This window comes from Cryobacterium sp. BB307 (assembly GCF_012274275.1).
Classification (GTDB): Bacteria; Actinomycetota; Actinomycetes; order Actinomycetales; family Microbacteriaceae; genus Terrimesophilobacter.
Genome location: NZ_JAANZA010000001.1, coordinates 601,169 through 616,328, shown reverse-complemented (window position 1 = coordinate 616,328; position 15,160 = coordinate 601,169). Strand labels below are relative to the sequence as shown.

Genomic DNA, 15,160 nt, shown 5'->3' with positions numbered 1-15,160 from the left:
GTGGTGGCTCAGGAACTGGACGGCTGGACGCTCGCCTACTCGGGCAAGGTGCGCGACTTGTACGAGTCGCCCGACGCATCCGGCCTGCTGATGGTTGCCAGTGACCGGGTGAGCGCGTTCGATCACGTGCTCGAGCCGGGCATTCCCGACAAGGGCTCCTTGCTGACGACGCTCAGCCTGTGGTGGTTCGAACGGCTCGACCTGCCGAACCACGTCATCTCTTCGACCGCCGTCAGCGCGGGCGGGCAGGTTCCGGATGCCGTGGCGGGTCGCGCCATGGTCGTGAAGCGTCTCGAGATGTACCCGATCGAGTGTGTAGTGCGCGGGTACCTGTCCGGCAGCGGCTGGGTCGAGTACTCACGCAGCCAGAGCGTGTGCGGTGTCCCATTGCCGGCGGGGTTGAACGACGGTGATCGCCTGCCGGAGCCGATCTACACCCCGGCCTGGAAGGCTCCACTCGGCCTGCATGACGAGAACATCACCTACGAGCGCACTGTCGAGCTGGTCGGCGAGAAGGTGGCCTCCCGGCTGCGCGACCTGTCCCTTTCGACGTTTGGTTTCAGCTCCGGGATCGCCGCGGATCGCGGGCTGATTCTCGCCGACACCAAGTTCGAGTTCGGCGACGACAACGGCACGGTGACGCTCGCCGACGAGGTGCTGACCTCCGACAGCAGCCGGTACTGGGACCTTGCGGCCTGGCAGCGCGGCGAGCGCGGCGTGAGCTTCGACAAGCAGGTCGTGCGGGATTGGCTCAAGGCGAACTGGGATCAGCACGGTGAGCCGCCGCGGCTGCCGGATGACGTCGTGCGGCTGACCGCGGACCGGTACCGCGAGCTGATCACGCGCTTGACCGGGTAACAGGCCGCTCTGCGGGTGTGTGGAGGAGGAGTCATCCGCGCGCTGTTCCGGCGGACCGCGGGTGTTCCGGACACACGCGCCAGGTGCGCTGGGCGCGGATGTCCGCAACGGGCGCGTTCCCGGTGGTCGAGCCTGCGGACCCGGGAATGCTCTGGCCATCGCGTGCGTTGTCCCGTACGATAGTTGAACGTTCAAGGAAGTGAGCCCATGACTACAACAGCACCGGACATCCTCTCCGCGGGCACCGCTATGGGTGCGGTGACCCTCAAGGTTGCGAACCTCGACCGCATGATCGCCTACTACCAACTCGGTGTCGGCCTCGACCTCCTGGCTCAGGACGGCGACAGCGCCGTGCTCGGTCGGCCCGGCCGGCCGTCGCTCGTGCTGCAGTACGCGCCCGAGCTCAAGCACGCGTCGGAGACCGCTGCCGGCCTCTTCCACACGGCCTTCGTGTTCGACAACAAGAGCGACCTCGCGGCATCCGTGTACTCGGTGGCCCGCAGGTACCCGCAGACCTTCACCGGGTCATCCGACCACTTCGTGAGCAACGCCTTCTACTTCGACGACCCCGAGGGCAACGGCGTCGAGCTGTACTGGGACACCGACCCGTCGACCTGGCAGTGGAACAACGGCTCCATCCACATGGGCACCGTCTTCCTCGACCCGAACCGCTTCCTGCAGGAGAACCTCACCGAGCAGGGCATCGCTCAGGCGACCAGCGAGGGTGACGCGTACGTCGGCCACGTGCACCTGAAGGTCGGCGACATCCCCACAGCCAAGCAGTTCTATGTCGACACGGTCGGCTTCGAGATCACCATCGAGTACGGCACGCAGGCCCTGTTCGTCAGCGCGGGCGGCTATCACCACCACCTCGGCATGAACACCTGGCACTCCTCTGGTGCTGGCACACGCACCCCCGCGCTCGGCCTCGGCGAGGTGTCCATCTCGGTCCCCACGAAGGATGACCTCGGCGCCCTCAGCGACCGTCTCGGCGCGCGCGGCGTGCAGTTCAAGGACGACGGCAACGAGGTGCGCTTCGACGACCCGTGGGCGAACCTGGTGCGCGTCACGGCCGACGCCTGACGTTCAGCGCCGGACGTTCAACCCCTCGTCCCAAGCGATGGTCTGCACGGGTTTCGCGAAGAACAACACGACGATCGCGCCGACGAACGACGCGAACGCTGGCAGCAGAATCGCCTGCGACATGGCCGCGCTGAATCCGGCGTGGAGGGCATCCGGTAACGCTTCGCCGGCCGCCAGGTCGACGGATGCGCCGGGCAGCTCCACCGACAACCGATAGCTGATGATGGCTGCGATCGACGCGCTGCCGAGCACCGCTCCGACCTGGCGCATGGTGTTATAGACCCCGGATCCTGCGCCAGCGCGGTGCTGCGGGAGGTTGCGGGTGGCGGTCGTCGACAGCGGCGACCAGATGAACGCGTTCGCGACGCCGAGCAGCGCGCTGGGCAGCAGCAGGGGCAGCACTTCGGCATCCGGGCGCATCAGCAGTGAATAGGCGACCAGTGCGAGCCCCATCAGGGTCGCGCCGAAGAACGCCAGGTTGCGGGGGTTCACCCGGTCGGCGAGGCGTCCGCCGATGGGAGCGAGCGCGCCGGAGATCACCGCCATCGGCACGATCATGAGCGCGGACTGGGTCGGGGTGTAGCCGAGCACGAGCTGGAAGTAGAAGATCAGCGGCAGCGACATGGTCGTCACCGAGAGCCCTGTCACCGAGATGGCGACGCTCGCCAGCGAGAAGTTGCGGTCGCGGAACAGGCTGAGCGGCAGCAGCGGCTCGCCCTTGTTGACCGCCTGCCACACCACGAAGATCGCGAGCACGACGATTCCCGAGACGATCAGACCCCACACCGTGATCGGGCCGACGATCGTGCCCCAGTCGTAGGTCGCACCCTCCTGCAGCCCGAAGACCAGCAGGAACATCCCGAGCGCGCTGAGCACGACGCCGATGATGTCGAACCGGTGCTGGTGGGTGGGCAATCGCGGCACGAACCGGATCGCGAGCAGGAACGCCACGATGCCGACCGGCACGTTGATGAAGAAGATCCACTCCCAGCCGAGGCTGTCGACCAGGATGCCGCCGAGCATCGGTCCGACGAGGGTGGCGATGCCAGCGACAGCGCCCCACAGGCCCATCGCGACCCCGCGCCGATCGGGCGGGAAGATCCGGGTGATGATCGCCATGGTCTGCGGCGTCATCAGCGCCGCCCCCAGGCCCTGGAACACACGCGCGGCGATGAGCATCCCGATCGAACCGGACAGCCCGCACCACACCGAGGCCAGCGTGAACGCCACCAGCCCGGCCAGGTAGAGACGCTTCGGGCCGAATCGGTCGCCGAGCCTGCCGGTGATGAGCAGCGGCACCGCGTACGCGAGGAGGTACGCGCTCGTCACCCAGATCACCGAGTTGATGTCGGTGCCGAGGCTCGTCATGATGCTCGGGTTCGCGACCGACACGATCGTGGTGTCGACCAGAATCATGAAGAATCCGATGACCAACGCCCACAGGGCCGGCCACGGACGGAGTGAACTGTCCATCGCTTCCGCGAATCTACGTTGTGATCCTGCGATCGCCAAACCGCTCGATCGAACGGCTCAGCGCAGCATCGAACTGAGCAGGATGCTCGTCTCGCTGTTGAGCACCCCTTCAACGGAACGGATGTCGCCGAGCAGGTGATCGAAGTCCTGCAGGCTGCTGACGCGCAGCTCCGCGACCAGGTCCCAGCCTCCGTTTGTGGAGTACAGTGCGTGCACTTCAGGCAGGCCGCGCAGCTCATGGATGACCGCGTTCGTCGACCGGCCCTCGACCGAGATGAGCGAGATGGCGCGGAGCTGGTCGACCTCCGCCTCCTCGCGAACCCGCACCGTGAAGCCGAGGACGACACCGGAATCGACGAGCCGGTCGATGCGGCTGGTCACCGTCGCCCGGCTGACTCCCAGCCGCTTGGCGAGGGTCGTCACCGGTTCCCGACCGTCGGCGCGGAGCGCGGAAATCAGCTGCCGGTCGAGATCGTCGAGTTGTGCCATGCACCCGAGGTTACAGGATGCCTATTCACGCTTACCAGAGTGATTCTTCAGTGTGCGGTTTGCTGGCTGCTTGCTCATTGCTGTTGCAGATCGCCAACAATATTGTTGAGTCGAACTAACTGGAGGTACGAAATGGTCCGCTTCGTGGGCGTCGAGAACATGGCGCGCTGGCTTGCGGAGACCGGTGTCGAGGCCGCGATCTCCGGCCTGACCGAGTACCTCGAGCACGACTTCCGGCGCTGGCCCAGCTTCGAGCTCGCACCGCGAGTCGCCTCCCATTCGCCGGTGGGCGTCATCGAGCTCATGCCCACCAGCGACGGAACGACCTACGCCTTCAAATACGTAAATGGCCACCCGGGCAATCCGCGAGCGGGCCTGCAGACCGTCACGGCCTTCGGCCTGCTCGCGGATGTCCACACCGGCTATCCGGTGCTCCTGTCCGAGATGACCATCCTCACCGCGATCCGCACCGCCGCCACCTCGGCGATGGCCGCCAAGGTGCTGGCACGCCCCGAGTCGCGGGTCATGGCGATGATCGGAACCGGCGCCCAGGCCGAGTTCCAGGCGATCGCCTTCCGCGACGCGCTGGGCATCCGGGAGCTGCGCGTCTTCGACACCGACCGCCAAGCGACGGCGAAGTTCGTGGAGAACATCGACGGGCTCGGCTTCACCGTGACCGTCGCGTCCAGCGTGGCCGAGGCCGTGAGCGGTGCCGACATCGTGACAACGTGCACCGCGGACAAGCGCAACGCGATCATCCTCACCGACGACCTCGTGACGCCGGGCATGCATATCAATGCGATCGGCGGCGACTGCCCAGGCAAGACCGAACTCGACCCGGCCATCCTGGATCGCGCCGAGGTCTTCGTCGAGTACACCGAGCAGAGCCGCATCGAGGGCGAGATCCAGCACCACGCGGCCGACTTCCGGGTCACCGAACTGTGGGAGGTGCTGACCGGGGTCCAGCCGGGTCGCGTCGCCCCGGCACAGGTGACGGTGTTCGACTCGGTCGGCTTCGCGATCGAGGACTTCTCCGCGCTGCGCTTCCTGTCCGACCAGCTGGCGGGCACCGACTACTTCACCGAGATCGACCTGGTCGCCGAGCCGGCCGACCCGAAGAACCTCTTCGGCGAGGTCTCGGCGAGGCGCCTGCAGCAGGCATGACGGAGCCCGGCGCATCCGCCCCGGCTGCGGTGGTCATGGTGCGCCCGCACCACTTCTTCGTCAACCAGGACACCGCGCTCGACAACGCGTTCCAGTCCGACCACGCGCACGATCCGGCCGCGATCGCGGAAAGCGCGTACGCGGAGACGACCGCCCTCGCCGATGCACTGCGCGCGCGGGGCGTGACCGTGCATCTCTTCGACGACGTGCGCGAGGACCGGCCGGATGCAATCTTCCCGAACAACTGGTTGTCGACTCACGAAGACGGCCGGATCGCCGTGTATCCGATGCGGTCGCCGCAGCGCCGCGGCGAGCGCCGTGCCGACATCATCCAGGAACTGCAGGAGCAGTACCGGGTCACCGGCCTCGTCGACTACAGCGAACTTGAGCGCGAGAACGTGTTCCTCGAGGGCACCGGCTCGCTCGTGCTCGACCACGCAGAGCGGGTCGCGTACGTCGCGCGGTCCCCGCGCGCTGACGACAGCGCCGTGCTGCGGTTCTGCGCCGACTTCGGCTACGAGCCGTTCATCTTCGACGCCGTGGACGCCACCGGCACGCCCATTTACCACACCAACGTGATGATGACGATCGCCACCGAGTACGCGCTGGTCGTGCCGGACGTGATTCCGGACGCCGGGCGCCGGGGCGAGCTGCTCGACCGGCTCGCCGCATCCGGACACCCCGTCATCGAGCTCACACGCACCCAACTGCACGAGTTCGCGGGCAATGCGATCGAGCTGACCGGGAGCGCTGGCCGAGTGCTCGCGCTGTCGACGCGCGCGCGCGACAGCCTCACGCCCGAGCAGCTCGGCATCATCGAAGCGAGCAGCGATATCGTCGCCGTGCCCGTGCCGACCGCCGAACTCGCGGGTGGTTCCGTGCGCTGCATGATCGCGGGCGTGCACCTGCCGCGCCGCTGACTGACCGGCTCGCTTACTGAGAGCCCGCGGATGGGGGCGCGGGTAGAATGGTGGAACACCAAGGCCCAGGAGTCATTCGTGCCCATCATCGTCGTCGACGTCATGCCCAAGGCTGAACTGCTCGACCCACAAGGCAAAGCCGTGGCCGGCGCCCTCGCGCGACTCGGCAAGAGCCGCTTCACCGGCGTGCGCATCGGCAAGCGCTTCGAGCTCACCATCGACGGACCGGCCGACGAGGCCGCCCTCGACGAGGCACGGGAGCTCGCGGAGACCATGCTGTCGAACTCGGTGATCGAGGATGTCGTGGGCGTGCGCTTCCACGACGTGGAGATCACCAGCAGTTCCGCCGGCGTCGCGGGGGAGACCCACTGATGCGCATCGGTGTCATCACGTTCCCCGGCTCGCTCGACGACCGTGACGCCCAGCGCGCCATCCGAATCGCAGGCGCGGAACCGGTCGCCCTCTGGCACGGGGAGCACGACCTGCACGGCGTCGACGCACTCGTGCTGCCCGGCGGCTTCAGCTACGGGGACTACCTGCGCTGCGGCGCGATCGCGAGCTTCTCGCCGATCATGAGCGAAGTGATCGACGCGGCGAACAAGGGCATGCCGGTGCTGGGCATCTGCAACGGCTTCCAGATGCTCACCGAGGCCAAGCTGCTTCCGGGTGGACTGGTGCGCAACGAGGGCGGCAACTTCGTCTGCCGCGACCAGAAGCTGCGCGTCGAGAACGCGTCGACCGACTGGACCAACGGCTTTGCCGCCGGTGACGAGATCACCATCCCGCTGAAGAACGGCGAGGGTGGCTTCATCGCCTCGCGCGGGACCCTGGACGAGCTTGAGGGCGAAGGCCGTGTCGTGTTCCGCTACCTGGAGGTGAACCCGAACGGATCCATGAACGACATCGCGGGCGTCAGCAATGAGCGCGGCAATGTCGTCGGTTTGATGCCGCATCCGGAGCACGCGGTAGAGGAGGGCTTCGGCCCTGACACCGCGCTTGCCATGCGCAACGGCACCGACGGCCTCACCTTCTTCGCGAGCGTCATCGAGCGCTCCCTGCTCTCCGCCTGAGCCGACGGGGCTCACCCCGCCTACGAACCTGGAGCCTGTGTGACCGATACAGTCGCCAACGCGATTTCCACCCCCGAACACGACCAACCGTACGACGCTCTCGGGCTCAAGCCCGACGAGTACCAGCGCATCCGCGACCTGCTCGGCCGCCGCCCGACGAGCGGTGAGCTGGCGATGTACTCGGTGATGTGGAGCGAGCACTGCTCGTACAAGAGCTCCAAGATCTACCTGCGCCAGTTCGGCCAGAAGGTCACGCCGAAGATGAAGCAGAACCTGCTCGTCGGGATGGGTGAGAACGCCGGAGTAATCGACATCGGCGAAGGCTGGGCCGTCACCTTCAAGGTGGAGAGCCACAACCACCCGTCGTTCATCGAACCGTTCCAGGGCGCCGCGACCGGTGTCGGCGGCATCGTGCGCGACATCATCTCGATGGGAGCCCGGCCGGTCGCTGTCATGGACCAGTTGCGGTTCGGGGCGATCGACCACCCCGACACCGCGCGTGTCGTGCATGGCGTCGTGCGTGGCATCAGCTCGTACGGCAACTCCCTCGGCCTGCCCAACATCGGCGGCGAGACCTACTTCGACTCGGTCTACCAGGACAACCCCCTCGTCAACGCGCTCGCGGTCGGCGTGCTCCGGCACGAGGACCTGCACCTCGCGAACGCGCGCGGCGCGGGCAACAAGGTCGTGCTGTTCGGCGCGCGCACCGGCGGTGATGGCATCGGCGGCGCGTCGATCCTGGCATCCGACACCTTCAGCGAGGGCGGGCCGACGAAACGTCCGGCCGTGCAGGTGGGTGACCCCTTTGCCGAGAAGGTGCTCATCGAGTGCTGCCTCGAGCTGTTCGCGGGCGACCTGGTCCAGGGCATCCAGGACCTCGGCGCCGCCGGCATCAGCTGCGCGACCTCCGAGCTCGCGGCCAACGGCGACGGTGGCATGTACATCGAGCTCGACCGGGTGCTGCTGCGCGACCCCACGCTCACGCCTGAGGAGATCCTCATGTCGGAGAGCCAGGAGCGCATGATGGCGATCGTGCAGCCCGACAAGCTCGAGCAGTTCCTCGCGGTCACCGCGAAGTGGGATGTCGAGACCAGCGTGCTCGGCGAGGTCACCGACACCGGCCGGCTCGTCATCGACTGGCACGGCGAGGAGATCGTCAACGTCGACCCGCGCACCGTCGCCGTCGACTCCCCGGTCTACGAGCGCCCGGTCGCCTACCCGAGCTGGATCGACGCGCTCCAGGCGGACAGCGCATCCGCGCTCCCCCGGACCAGCGACCCTGACCAGTTGCGTGAACAGTTCTTGACCCTCCTCGGCAGCCCCAACCTGGCTTCGAAGCACTGGATCACCGACCAGTACGACCGGTACGTCGGCGGCAACACCGCCCTCGCGGTGCCGGATGACGGCGGCATGGTCCGCGTCGACGAGTCGAGCGGTCTCGGCTTCGCGATCGCGGCGGATGCGAACGGCCGGTACGCGCAGCTCGACCCCTACGAGGGCGCCCGCCTGGCCCTCGCCGAGGCGTACCGGAACGTTGCGGTCACCGGCGCGGTGCCGGCAGCGGTCTCCGACTGTCTGAACTTCGGCAGCCCGGAGAACCCCGAGGTGATGTGGCAGTTCTCCCGCGCGGTGGAGGGGCTGGCCGACGGCTGCCTGGAGCTCGAGATCCCGGTCACCGGCGGCAACGTGTCGTTCTACAACCAGACCGGCGACTCGCCGATCCACCCGACCCCGGTCGTCGCGGTGCTCGGCGTCATCGATGACGTCGCGAGGCGCGTCCCGTCGGGCTGGCAGGACGACGGCGAAAACATCTACCTGCTCGGCACCACAGCGCTCGAGCTGGACGGCTCAGCGTGGGCCGGCACCATTCACGACCACCTCGGCGGTCGTCCGCCGAAGGTCGACCTGGAGGCCGAGCAGCGTCTTGCGGGACTGCTCGCCGCAGGTGCCCAGGAGTCGCTCATCTCGGCGGCCCACGACCTGTCCGACGGCGGACTGGCGCAGGCCATCGCCGAGTGCGTGCTGCGCTTCGGTGTCGGCGCGCGTGTGGTGCTCGACGAACTGCTCGACCGCGACGGCATCGACGTCGCGACCGCGCTGTTCAGCGAGTCGACCGGTCGGGTGCTGGTGAGCGTGCCGCGCGAGGACGACGTGCGATTCCGCGGGCTGTGCGAAGGACGCGGCTACACCGTCGCGCGCATCGGAGTGACGGATGCGACATCCGGCACGCTCGAGCTGCAGGACCTGTTCACGGTGCCGGTCGAGGACCTGCGCGCCACCCACCGGTCGCTGGCCCTCTAACCCCGTTCCTTAACCCGTCTCAAGGAGATCCGCCCCTCTTGCCTGCTGTCTGCAAGCATCCGGAGCCATCTGCACCCGAATCTCCTTGAAACGGGTTAACCGCTACTCGGAGCCGCTCGCGAGTTGCTCGTGGTGGTGGATGACCTCCGCCACCACGAAGTTGAACCACTTCTCGGCGAATGCGGGGTCCAGGCGCGCGTCGACGGCGAGGCTGCGCAAGCGTGCGATCTGCACGCGCTCCCGCTCGGGGTCGGACGGCGGCAGCCCGTGGGTCGCCTTCAGTCGGCCGACCTGCTGGGTGGCCTTGAACCGCTCGGCGAGCAGGTGCACGAGCGCCGCGTCGATGTTGTCGATGCTCTGCCTGAGGGCAGCCAGTTCTTCCGCGGGGTTCTCGTCAGCCATACATTTCAGGTTAGTGCCGGTCGATCCGTGTACGCCCACGGAACACTATCCGGTTCTGGGTGACCAGGATGCCGATGAGCACCAGCACCGCGCCGACCGGTTCGTGCCAGTGCAGGGTCTCCTGCAGCACGAGCACCCCGAGCACCACCGCCACGACCGGGATGAGGTAGGTGACCGTCGATGACGGCGTCGGGCCCCACGCGCGCAGCACCGACAGGTTCCAGATGTAGGCGAGGCCGGTGCCGAGCGCGCCCAGCGCGATCAGGCTCCCGACGACGGGGAAGCTCAGCTCGACCGGGCCGAGGGCGAGGAACGGGGTGAGCAGCAGCATGATGACGGCGGCCGTGCCGATGTTCATGAACGCGACCGTCGTGCCGGAGATCGGCCGGTGGGTGATGAACTTGCGCAGGTAGCCGATAGCGACCCCGTATGAGACGGCGGCGCCGATGCACGCCAACTGCCCCCAGAAGTCGGCGCTGATGTCGGTGAAGGTCCATGGTGCGATGATCACGACAACACCGACGATGCCCAGCAGCACGCCCGCGATCTGCGCCCGCCGGAGCTTCTCCACCTTGAAGACCAGCGCGGCGAGGACCGCCGTGGCGATCGGGGTGAGCGAGTTGTAGATGGCGGCGAGTCCGGATGAGATGTGCTGCTCAGCCCACGCGAACAGCAGGTGCGGGATGACGCAGTTGGTCGTCGCGATGACGACGAAGTGGAGGTAGATCACCGGATCGCGCGGCAGAGTGTGCCGGCCGATGAGCATGATCAGGCCGAGCGTGAGCGCGCCGAGGATCTCGCGTGACCATGCGATCTGGCCGAAGCTCACGCCGTCGAGGGCGACCTTCATGAACAGGAAGCTTGAGCCCCAGACGAGCGCCGCCGCGAGGAACTGGATGAGTACGACGGAGTCGGAGAGCTTCTGTTTCACTTCCGGAACTGTAGTACCCACGACCGACATCCGGGTGCGGGTGCCCAAAGGGCAACTACTCCCGACTCAACGGAGGTGGGGCGCAGCGAGCGGCGCTCAGCCGAGCAGGTCGTGCCGCACTACGATCGCCTCACGGCCGGGGCCGACCCCGATCGCAGAGATACGCTCGCCGCTCAGCTCCTCGATCCGCAGCACGTAGTCCTGCGCGTTCTTCGGCAGGTCGTCGAAGTCCCGGATACCGGTGATGTCCTCGCTCCAGCCGGGCAGGTCCTCGTAGATCGGCTTGGCGTGGTGGAAGTCGCTCTGCGAGACCGGCATCTCGTCCACGCGCACGCCGTCGACCTCGTACGCGACGCACACCGGGATCTTCTCCAGCCCGGTGAGCACGTCCAGCTTGGTCAGCACGAAGTCGGTAACCCCGTTGATGCGCTGCGAGTAGCGCGCGATCGGCGCGTCGAACCAGCCCGCGCGGCGGCGGCGGCCGGTGGTCGTGCCGAACTCTGCCCCGTTGTCGACCAGGAAGTCGCCCCACTCGTCGAACAGCTCGGTGGGGAACGGTCCCGCGCCAACGCGCGTCGTGTACGCCTTCACCACTCCGATGACCCGCTCCATCCGGTTCGGCGCGATGCCGGATCCGGTCGCAGCACCACCCGACGTCGCGTTCGACGAGGTGACGAACGGGTAGGTGCCGTGGTCCACGTCGAGCATGGTCGCCTGACCACCCTCGAACAGCACCGTCTTGCCGTCGTCGAGCGCCCGGCTCAGCTCGAGCGCGGTGTCGCCGACCATCGGCCGCAGCCGATCGACGTAGCTCAACAGGTCGTCGACGATCTCGTCGATGCCAACGGCGCGGCGGTTGTACACCTTGGTCAGCAGCTGGTTCTTCTGGAACAGCGCACCCTCGACCTTCTGGCGCAGGATGTTCTCGTCGAAGAGGTCCTGGATCCGGATGCCGAGCCGGTTGATCTTGTCAGCGTAGGTCGGGCCGATGCCGCGCCCGGTGGTGCCGATCTGGCGCTTGCCGAGGAAGCGCTCGGTGACCTTGTCGAGGGTGCGGTGGTAGCTGGTGATGACGTGCGCGTTGGCGCTCACCCGCAGCCGCGAGACGTCGACACCCCGCGAACTCAGGGTGTCGAGCTCATCGAACAGCACCGCAAGGTCGATCACGACGCCATTCGAGATCACCGGCACAACGCCGTCGGTCAGGATGCCCGATGGCAGCAGGTGCAGGGCGTACTTCTGGTCGCCGATCACTACGGTGTGGCCGGCGTTGTTGCCTCCGTTGAACTTGACGACGTAGTCGATGCGGCTGCCGAGCAGGTCAGTCGCCTTTCCTTTGCCCTCATCACCCCACTGAGCTCCGATCAGGACGATTGCGGGCATGCGAGGATCCCTTCACTCGACTAGGGGGAACGACTATTCAGTCTACCGGCCAGCCAGTGTCCGCCGGCCGCTGACGACCGGCGCCAACAATTCGGCACCCCCGCGGACGCCCGCGGGCGGCACCAGCTCGCACAGCGCGAGCAGCTCTGCGCGCGGCATCAGCAGGAACGGCGAGCGCAACCGGCGATCCGCAGCCAGCAGCACCGCATGCTCGAACCGGGAGCTCGCGAGGGAAAACTGGCCCACTCGCCTCGCGACCTCCGCGCCGAGCACGAGCGCCCACGCACGCTGCCGCGCCCCAAGCTCCGCCGGGTGAACCCGACCGGTGATTCGGTTCGCCTCCCCCGGATCGCCCCGCGTCAGCTCCAGCCGGATGCGCGCCAGCCACACGGCGGCGGTATCCGGGGCGGCCGCCAGGGTCTTCTCGGCGACGGTGGAGTGGCCGTTCGCAAGAGCCAACAACCCCCGCGCCGCCGCCACAGCGCCAGAGTCGTGCGCCGAGACCGCTGGATGCCGGACGCTGGCGGCGCGCTCGAGCACGCCTTCGGCCGCCCGGGTCTGGTGCGCCGCGAACGCAAGGAGAGCCCGGAGAGTCATCACCTCCGCCCAGTGTTCCGAGTCGGCCAGGTGCTGCTCGAGGGGGTCGAGCGCCAGGCCGCCGGCATCCGCATCCAGCTCTTCGAGCGCTTGGTAGCCGCGAGCCAGCTGGGCGAAGGTCGCGAACTCGAGGTCGGCGAAGAGCTCCGGCGCGCCGAGCGCGCGAAGGCGGTCGAGCGCGGGATCGACCTGCGGCATCTCGCCGACGATCGCCAGCGTCCCCGCCTCGAGTGCGCCGGAGTGGAACCGTGCTCCGATCGGGCCGTCGTGACGGTTCGCCTCCTGGAACACCACGAGCGCGTCGCCTGGGCGTCCGGCCTTCAGGAGCGACGTGCCGACCTGGGCGAGCAGGAACGGGTAGGCGGCCGAGCTCGCGGGGCGTTCCACCGGCGGGACGGCACGGCTGGCCTCGAGTGCTCGCTCGGCGAGAGTGACCGACAACGACGTCCGATGGGCAAGACGGGCCGCTGCGCTCTCCAGCGCTCGGATGGCGAAGTCTTCGGCGGCCTGGTGCTGCCGTCGCCCGACGCGCGAGGTCAAGTCGGCCAGTGCGAACAGCTCGGCGGCTCGCACCCGACCGCCATGGCCCGCCGCAAGGCCGAGGGCGGTCAGCATCCCGAGCAGCGGGTACCGGCGCAGCTCGCCCGGCGGGAACCTTCTGGTGAGCGCGACGAGCTGCGCGTGATCCGGCGGCGTGTCGACGAGCCACGGCCAGTCCGGCCACAACACCTCGTTCGCGAGCGCGAGGTCGCCGTTTCGGAGTGCCGTCCGCACCGCGGCGGCCCCCTGCCCGTTGGCGGCGAGCCAGGCGACCGCGTCCGCGACCTGCGCGCCCCGCTCCGGATGCGTGTCCGGCCGTCGCCGCCACAGCTCGCGGCTGACCGGCGGGACGAGCGTGAACGCATCCGTCGGCCCGTCCTCGCCGCGCCACGCCCCGAGTCCACGCTCCTCCGCCTCGATGAGCAGTTCGCGGGCGTCGGAGCGGCCCGTGAGCTGCCGGACCAGCTCGACGCTCAGCACGTCGGCGATGTTCGCGCTGGCGAGCGGGTGGCTCAACGCATCCGGGACGTCCTGCAGGAGCACCTCCCCAGCCGCACGCTCGAGGCGGTCGGCGATCTCCGGCTCACCGGATGCGAGCTCCGGCAGCAGCCGCACGATCAGCCCGACCGCCCCGCCGGCCACACGATGCAGCGTCGCCACGCTTTCGGGCGACGCGACCACACCGTGCGCGGCGGCGAGCGCCTCTGTCTCCGATCGGGTGAACGCCAGGTCCTCTCCGGTGATCACCTCATGGTCGACCGCGGCCTGGAGCGCGTGGACCTCGCTGCTGGCCCGGCGCCTCGTAAGCGCGACCACGCGCAGTCGGCGGCTGCCGGCCAAGGCGCGGAGCAGGTATGGCACAGCATCCGTCGCATCGATGCGCTCCGCCCGGTCGATGACAACCAGCAGCTCCGACTTCAGGTGCGCCAGTGCGCGCCCGACCAGGCGCCTGGCTCGCTCCTGGGTGCCCGGTGCCTTCGCGTTCAGGACGCCGGATGCCTCGAGCTGCTCCGCGAACGACATCCAGAAGGTGTGCTGATCGGTTGCCTCCAGCCAGAGCCGGTCGACGTCCTCCACCGTTCGCAGCCAGTCGGCGACCGCGACCGTCTTGCCGCTGCCCGCCGGCGCTCTGACGACGATCAGTGCGGCGCTCCCCGCGAGCAGCCCGTTGATCCGGTCTCGCGTCACGAAGCGGCTGGGAAGTCGCGGCGCGCCGAACAGTAACGCCATGGTGCGAACACACTAATCCGGCGACGAGTGCTCAGTTCATGGTGTTCGGCTATTGCTCAGGATGCCGCGGGTCGTCAGCCGAACGGGACGTGCTGCATGACCCAGCTATGCATGGCGATCGCGGCGGCGGCCGACGCGTTGATCGACCGGGTCGAGCCGAACTGGGTGATTTCCAGCGTCACGTGCGCAACCTTCAGCGCCTCGGCCGAAAGCCCCGGACCCTCCTGCCCGAACAGCAGCACGCAGCGTTCCGGGATCCGGTAGGTCTCGATCGGCACGCTGCCGGGCACGTTGTCGATCGCGACGATCGGGATGCCAGCCGTCCGCGCCCACTGGCCGAACGCGGCCAGGTCCGGGTGGTGCATCACGTGCTGGTAGCGGTCGGTCACCATCGCACCGCGCTTGTTCCAGCGTCGGCGGCCGATGATGTGCACGGTGTCGGCGGCAAACGCGTTCGCGGTCCTCACGATCGAGCCGATGTTGAGGTCGTGCTGCCAGTTCTCGATCGCGACATGGAACGGATGCCGACGCTCGTCGAGGTCGGCGATGATCGCCTCCATCCGCCAATACCGGTACCGGTCGATGACGTTGCGGGTATCGCCACCCTGGAGCAGCTCCGGATCGTAGCGCTCGTCGACCGGCCACTCGCCGACCCAGGGACCGACACCGGCGGTCGAGAATTCGTGGGTGGCCCGCGGGCTCGGGTCGGATGTTGGCAC

At 68.1% G+C, this 15,160-nt stretch carries 14 protein-coding genes; 7 read left to right on the top strand and 7 right to left on the bottom strand.

Annotated elements, in window-relative coordinates; genetic code table 11:
- Positions 1–3 precede the first annotated feature (3 nt).
- Entirely contained in the window at positions 4–858 is an 855-nt protein-coding gene (locus HGK58_RS03060; protein ID WP_349236115.1) for a phosphoribosylaminoimidazolesuccinocarboxamide synthase, read from the top strand.
- Between the two features lie 207 nt (positions 859–1,065).
- Positions 1,066–1,941 (top strand): VOC family protein, encoded by an 876-nt coding sequence (locus HGK58_RS03055; RefSeq protein WP_168626055.1) that lies wholly within the window; start codon positions 1,066–1,068, stop codon positions 1,939–1,941.
- Positions 1,942–1,944: 3 nt separating this feature from the next.
- On the opposite strand, the gene HGK58_RS03050 is transcribed toward HGK58_RS03055, so the two are convergent.
- Positions 1,945–3,414: a DHA2 family efflux MFS transporter permease subunit gene (locus tag HGK58_RS03050; protein WP_168626054.1), complete on the bottom strand. Its 1,470-nt coding sequence runs from the start codon at positions 3,412–3,414 to the stop codon at positions 1,945–1,947.
- Positions 3,415–3,471: 57 nt separating this feature from the next.
- Complete coding sequence (locus tag HGK58_RS03045) at positions 3,472–3,903, bottom strand: Lrp/AsnC family transcriptional regulator (protein WP_168626053.1); 432 nt, start codon at positions 3,901–3,903, stop codon at positions 3,472–3,474.
- Positions 3,904–4,035: 132 nt separating this feature from the next.
- Here HGK58_RS03045 and HGK58_RS03040 point away from each other — a divergent pair, with 132 nt between their 5' ends.
- The 5 genes from HGK58_RS03040 to purL all read left to right on the top strand — a co-directional run bounded on the left by HGK58_RS03040 (position 4,036) and on the right by purL (position 9,358).
- The gene (locus HGK58_RS03040; protein ID WP_168626052.1) at positions 4,036–5,067 is read left to right on the top strand and encodes an ornithine cyclodeaminase; all 1,032 of its coding nucleotides are present in this window, start codon (positions 4,036–4,038) and stop codon (positions 5,065–5,067) included.
- Positions 5,064–5,987, top strand: a complete 924-nt coding sequence (locus tag HGK58_RS03035) for an arginine deiminase-related protein (RefSeq protein WP_168626051.1) — start codon at positions 5,064–5,066, stop codon at positions 5,985–5,987. The genes HGK58_RS03040 and HGK58_RS03035 overlap by 4 nt, the downstream gene beginning before the upstream one ends.
- A gap of 78 nt (positions 5,988–6,065) precedes the next feature.
- Positions 6,066–6,359 carry a phosphoribosylformylglycinamidine synthase subunit PurS gene (gene purS / locus HGK58_RS03030; RefSeq protein ID WP_168626050.1) on the top strand — a complete coding sequence of 98 codons (294 nt, stop codon included), beginning with the start codon at positions 6,066–6,068 and terminating at the stop codon, positions 6,357–6,359.
- Positions 6,359–7,057 carry a phosphoribosylformylglycinamidine synthase subunit PurQ gene (gene purQ, locus HGK58_RS03025; protein WP_168626049.1) on the top strand — a complete coding sequence of 233 codons (699 nt, stop codon included), beginning with the start codon at positions 6,359–6,361 and terminating at the stop codon, positions 7,055–7,057. The genes purS and purQ overlap by 1 nt, the downstream gene beginning before the upstream one ends.
- A 39-nt stretch (positions 7,058–7,096) precedes the next feature.
- Positions 7,097–9,358 carry a phosphoribosylformylglycinamidine synthase subunit PurL gene (gene purL, locus HGK58_RS03020; RefSeq protein WP_168626048.1) on the top strand — a complete coding sequence of 754 codons (2,262 nt, stop codon included), beginning with the start codon at positions 7,097–7,099 and terminating at the stop codon, positions 9,356–9,358.
- A 102-nt stretch (positions 9,359–9,460) separates the two neighbouring features.
- On the opposite strand, the gene HGK58_RS03015 is transcribed toward purL, so the two are convergent.
- The 5 genes from HGK58_RS03015 to HGK58_RS02995 form a co-directional block, all read right to left on the bottom strand.
- Positions 9,461–9,760: a chorismate mutase gene (locus HGK58_RS03015; protein ID WP_168626047.1), complete on the bottom strand. Its 300-nt coding sequence runs from the start codon at positions 9,758–9,760 to the stop codon at positions 9,461–9,463.
- A gap of 10 nt (positions 9,761–9,770) precedes the next feature.
- Positions 9,771–10,691, bottom strand: coding sequence for a DMT family transporter (locus tag HGK58_RS03010; RefSeq protein WP_349236114.1), 921 nt, complete (start codon positions 10,689–10,691; stop codon positions 9,771–9,773).
- A gap of 96 nt (positions 10,692–10,787) precedes the next feature.
- Positions 10,788–12,074, bottom strand: a complete 1,287-nt coding sequence (locus HGK58_RS03005) for an adenylosuccinate synthase (RefSeq protein ID WP_168626046.1) — start codon at positions 12,072–12,074, stop codon at positions 10,788–10,790.
- 42 nt (positions 12,075–12,116) lie between these two features.
- Positions 12,117–14,441, bottom strand: a complete 2,325-nt coding sequence (locus HGK58_RS03000) for a hypothetical protein (RefSeq protein ID WP_168626045.1) — start codon at positions 14,439–14,441, stop codon at positions 12,117–12,119.
- Between the two features lie 74 nt (positions 14,442–14,515).
- Positions 14,516–15,160: an RNA methyltransferase gene (locus tag HGK58_RS02995; protein ID WP_168626044.1), complete on the bottom strand. Its 645-nt coding sequence runs from the start codon at positions 15,158–15,160 to the stop codon at positions 14,516–14,518.

What these genes read in the sequence shown, in the direction of transcription:
- HGK58_RS03000 (WP_168626045.1), bottom strand. Translation starts at nt 14,441, where the DNA reads ATGGCGTTACTGTTCGGCGCGCCGCGACTTCCCAGCCGCTTCGTGACG.
- HGK58_RS03005 (WP_168626046.1), bottom strand. Translation starts at nt 12,074, where the DNA reads ATGCCCGCAATCGTCCTGATCGGAGCTCAGTGGGGTGATGAGGGCAAA.
- HGK58_RS03040 (WP_168626052.1), top strand. Translation starts at nt 4,036, where the DNA reads ATGGTCCGCTTCGTGGGCGTCGAGAACATGGCGCGCTGGCTTGCGGAG.
- HGK58_RS03015 (WP_168626047.1), bottom strand. Translation starts at nt 9,760, where the DNA reads ATGGCTGACGAGAACCCCGCGGAAGAACTGGCTGCCCTCAGGCAGAGC.
- HGK58_RS03045 (WP_168626053.1), bottom strand. Translation starts at nt 3,903, where the DNA reads ATGGCACAACTCGACGATCTCGACCGGCAGCTGATTTCCGCGCTCCGC.
- HGK58_RS03035 (WP_168626051.1), top strand. Translation starts at nt 5,064, where the DNA reads ATGACGGAGCCCGGCGCATCCGCCCCGGCTGCGGTGGTCATGGTGCGC.
- HGK58_RS03050 (WP_168626054.1), bottom strand. Translation starts at nt 3,414, where the DNA reads ATGGACAGTTCACTCCGTCCGTGGCCGGCCCTGTGGGCGTTGGTCATC.
- purQ (WP_168626049.1), top strand. Translation starts at nt 6,359, where the DNA reads ATGCGCATCGGTGTCATCACGTTCCCCGGCTCGCTCGACGACCGTGAC.
- HGK58_RS03055 (WP_168626055.1), top strand. Translation starts at nt 1,066, where the DNA reads ATGACTACAACAGCACCGGACATCCTCTCCGCGGGCACCGCTATGGGT.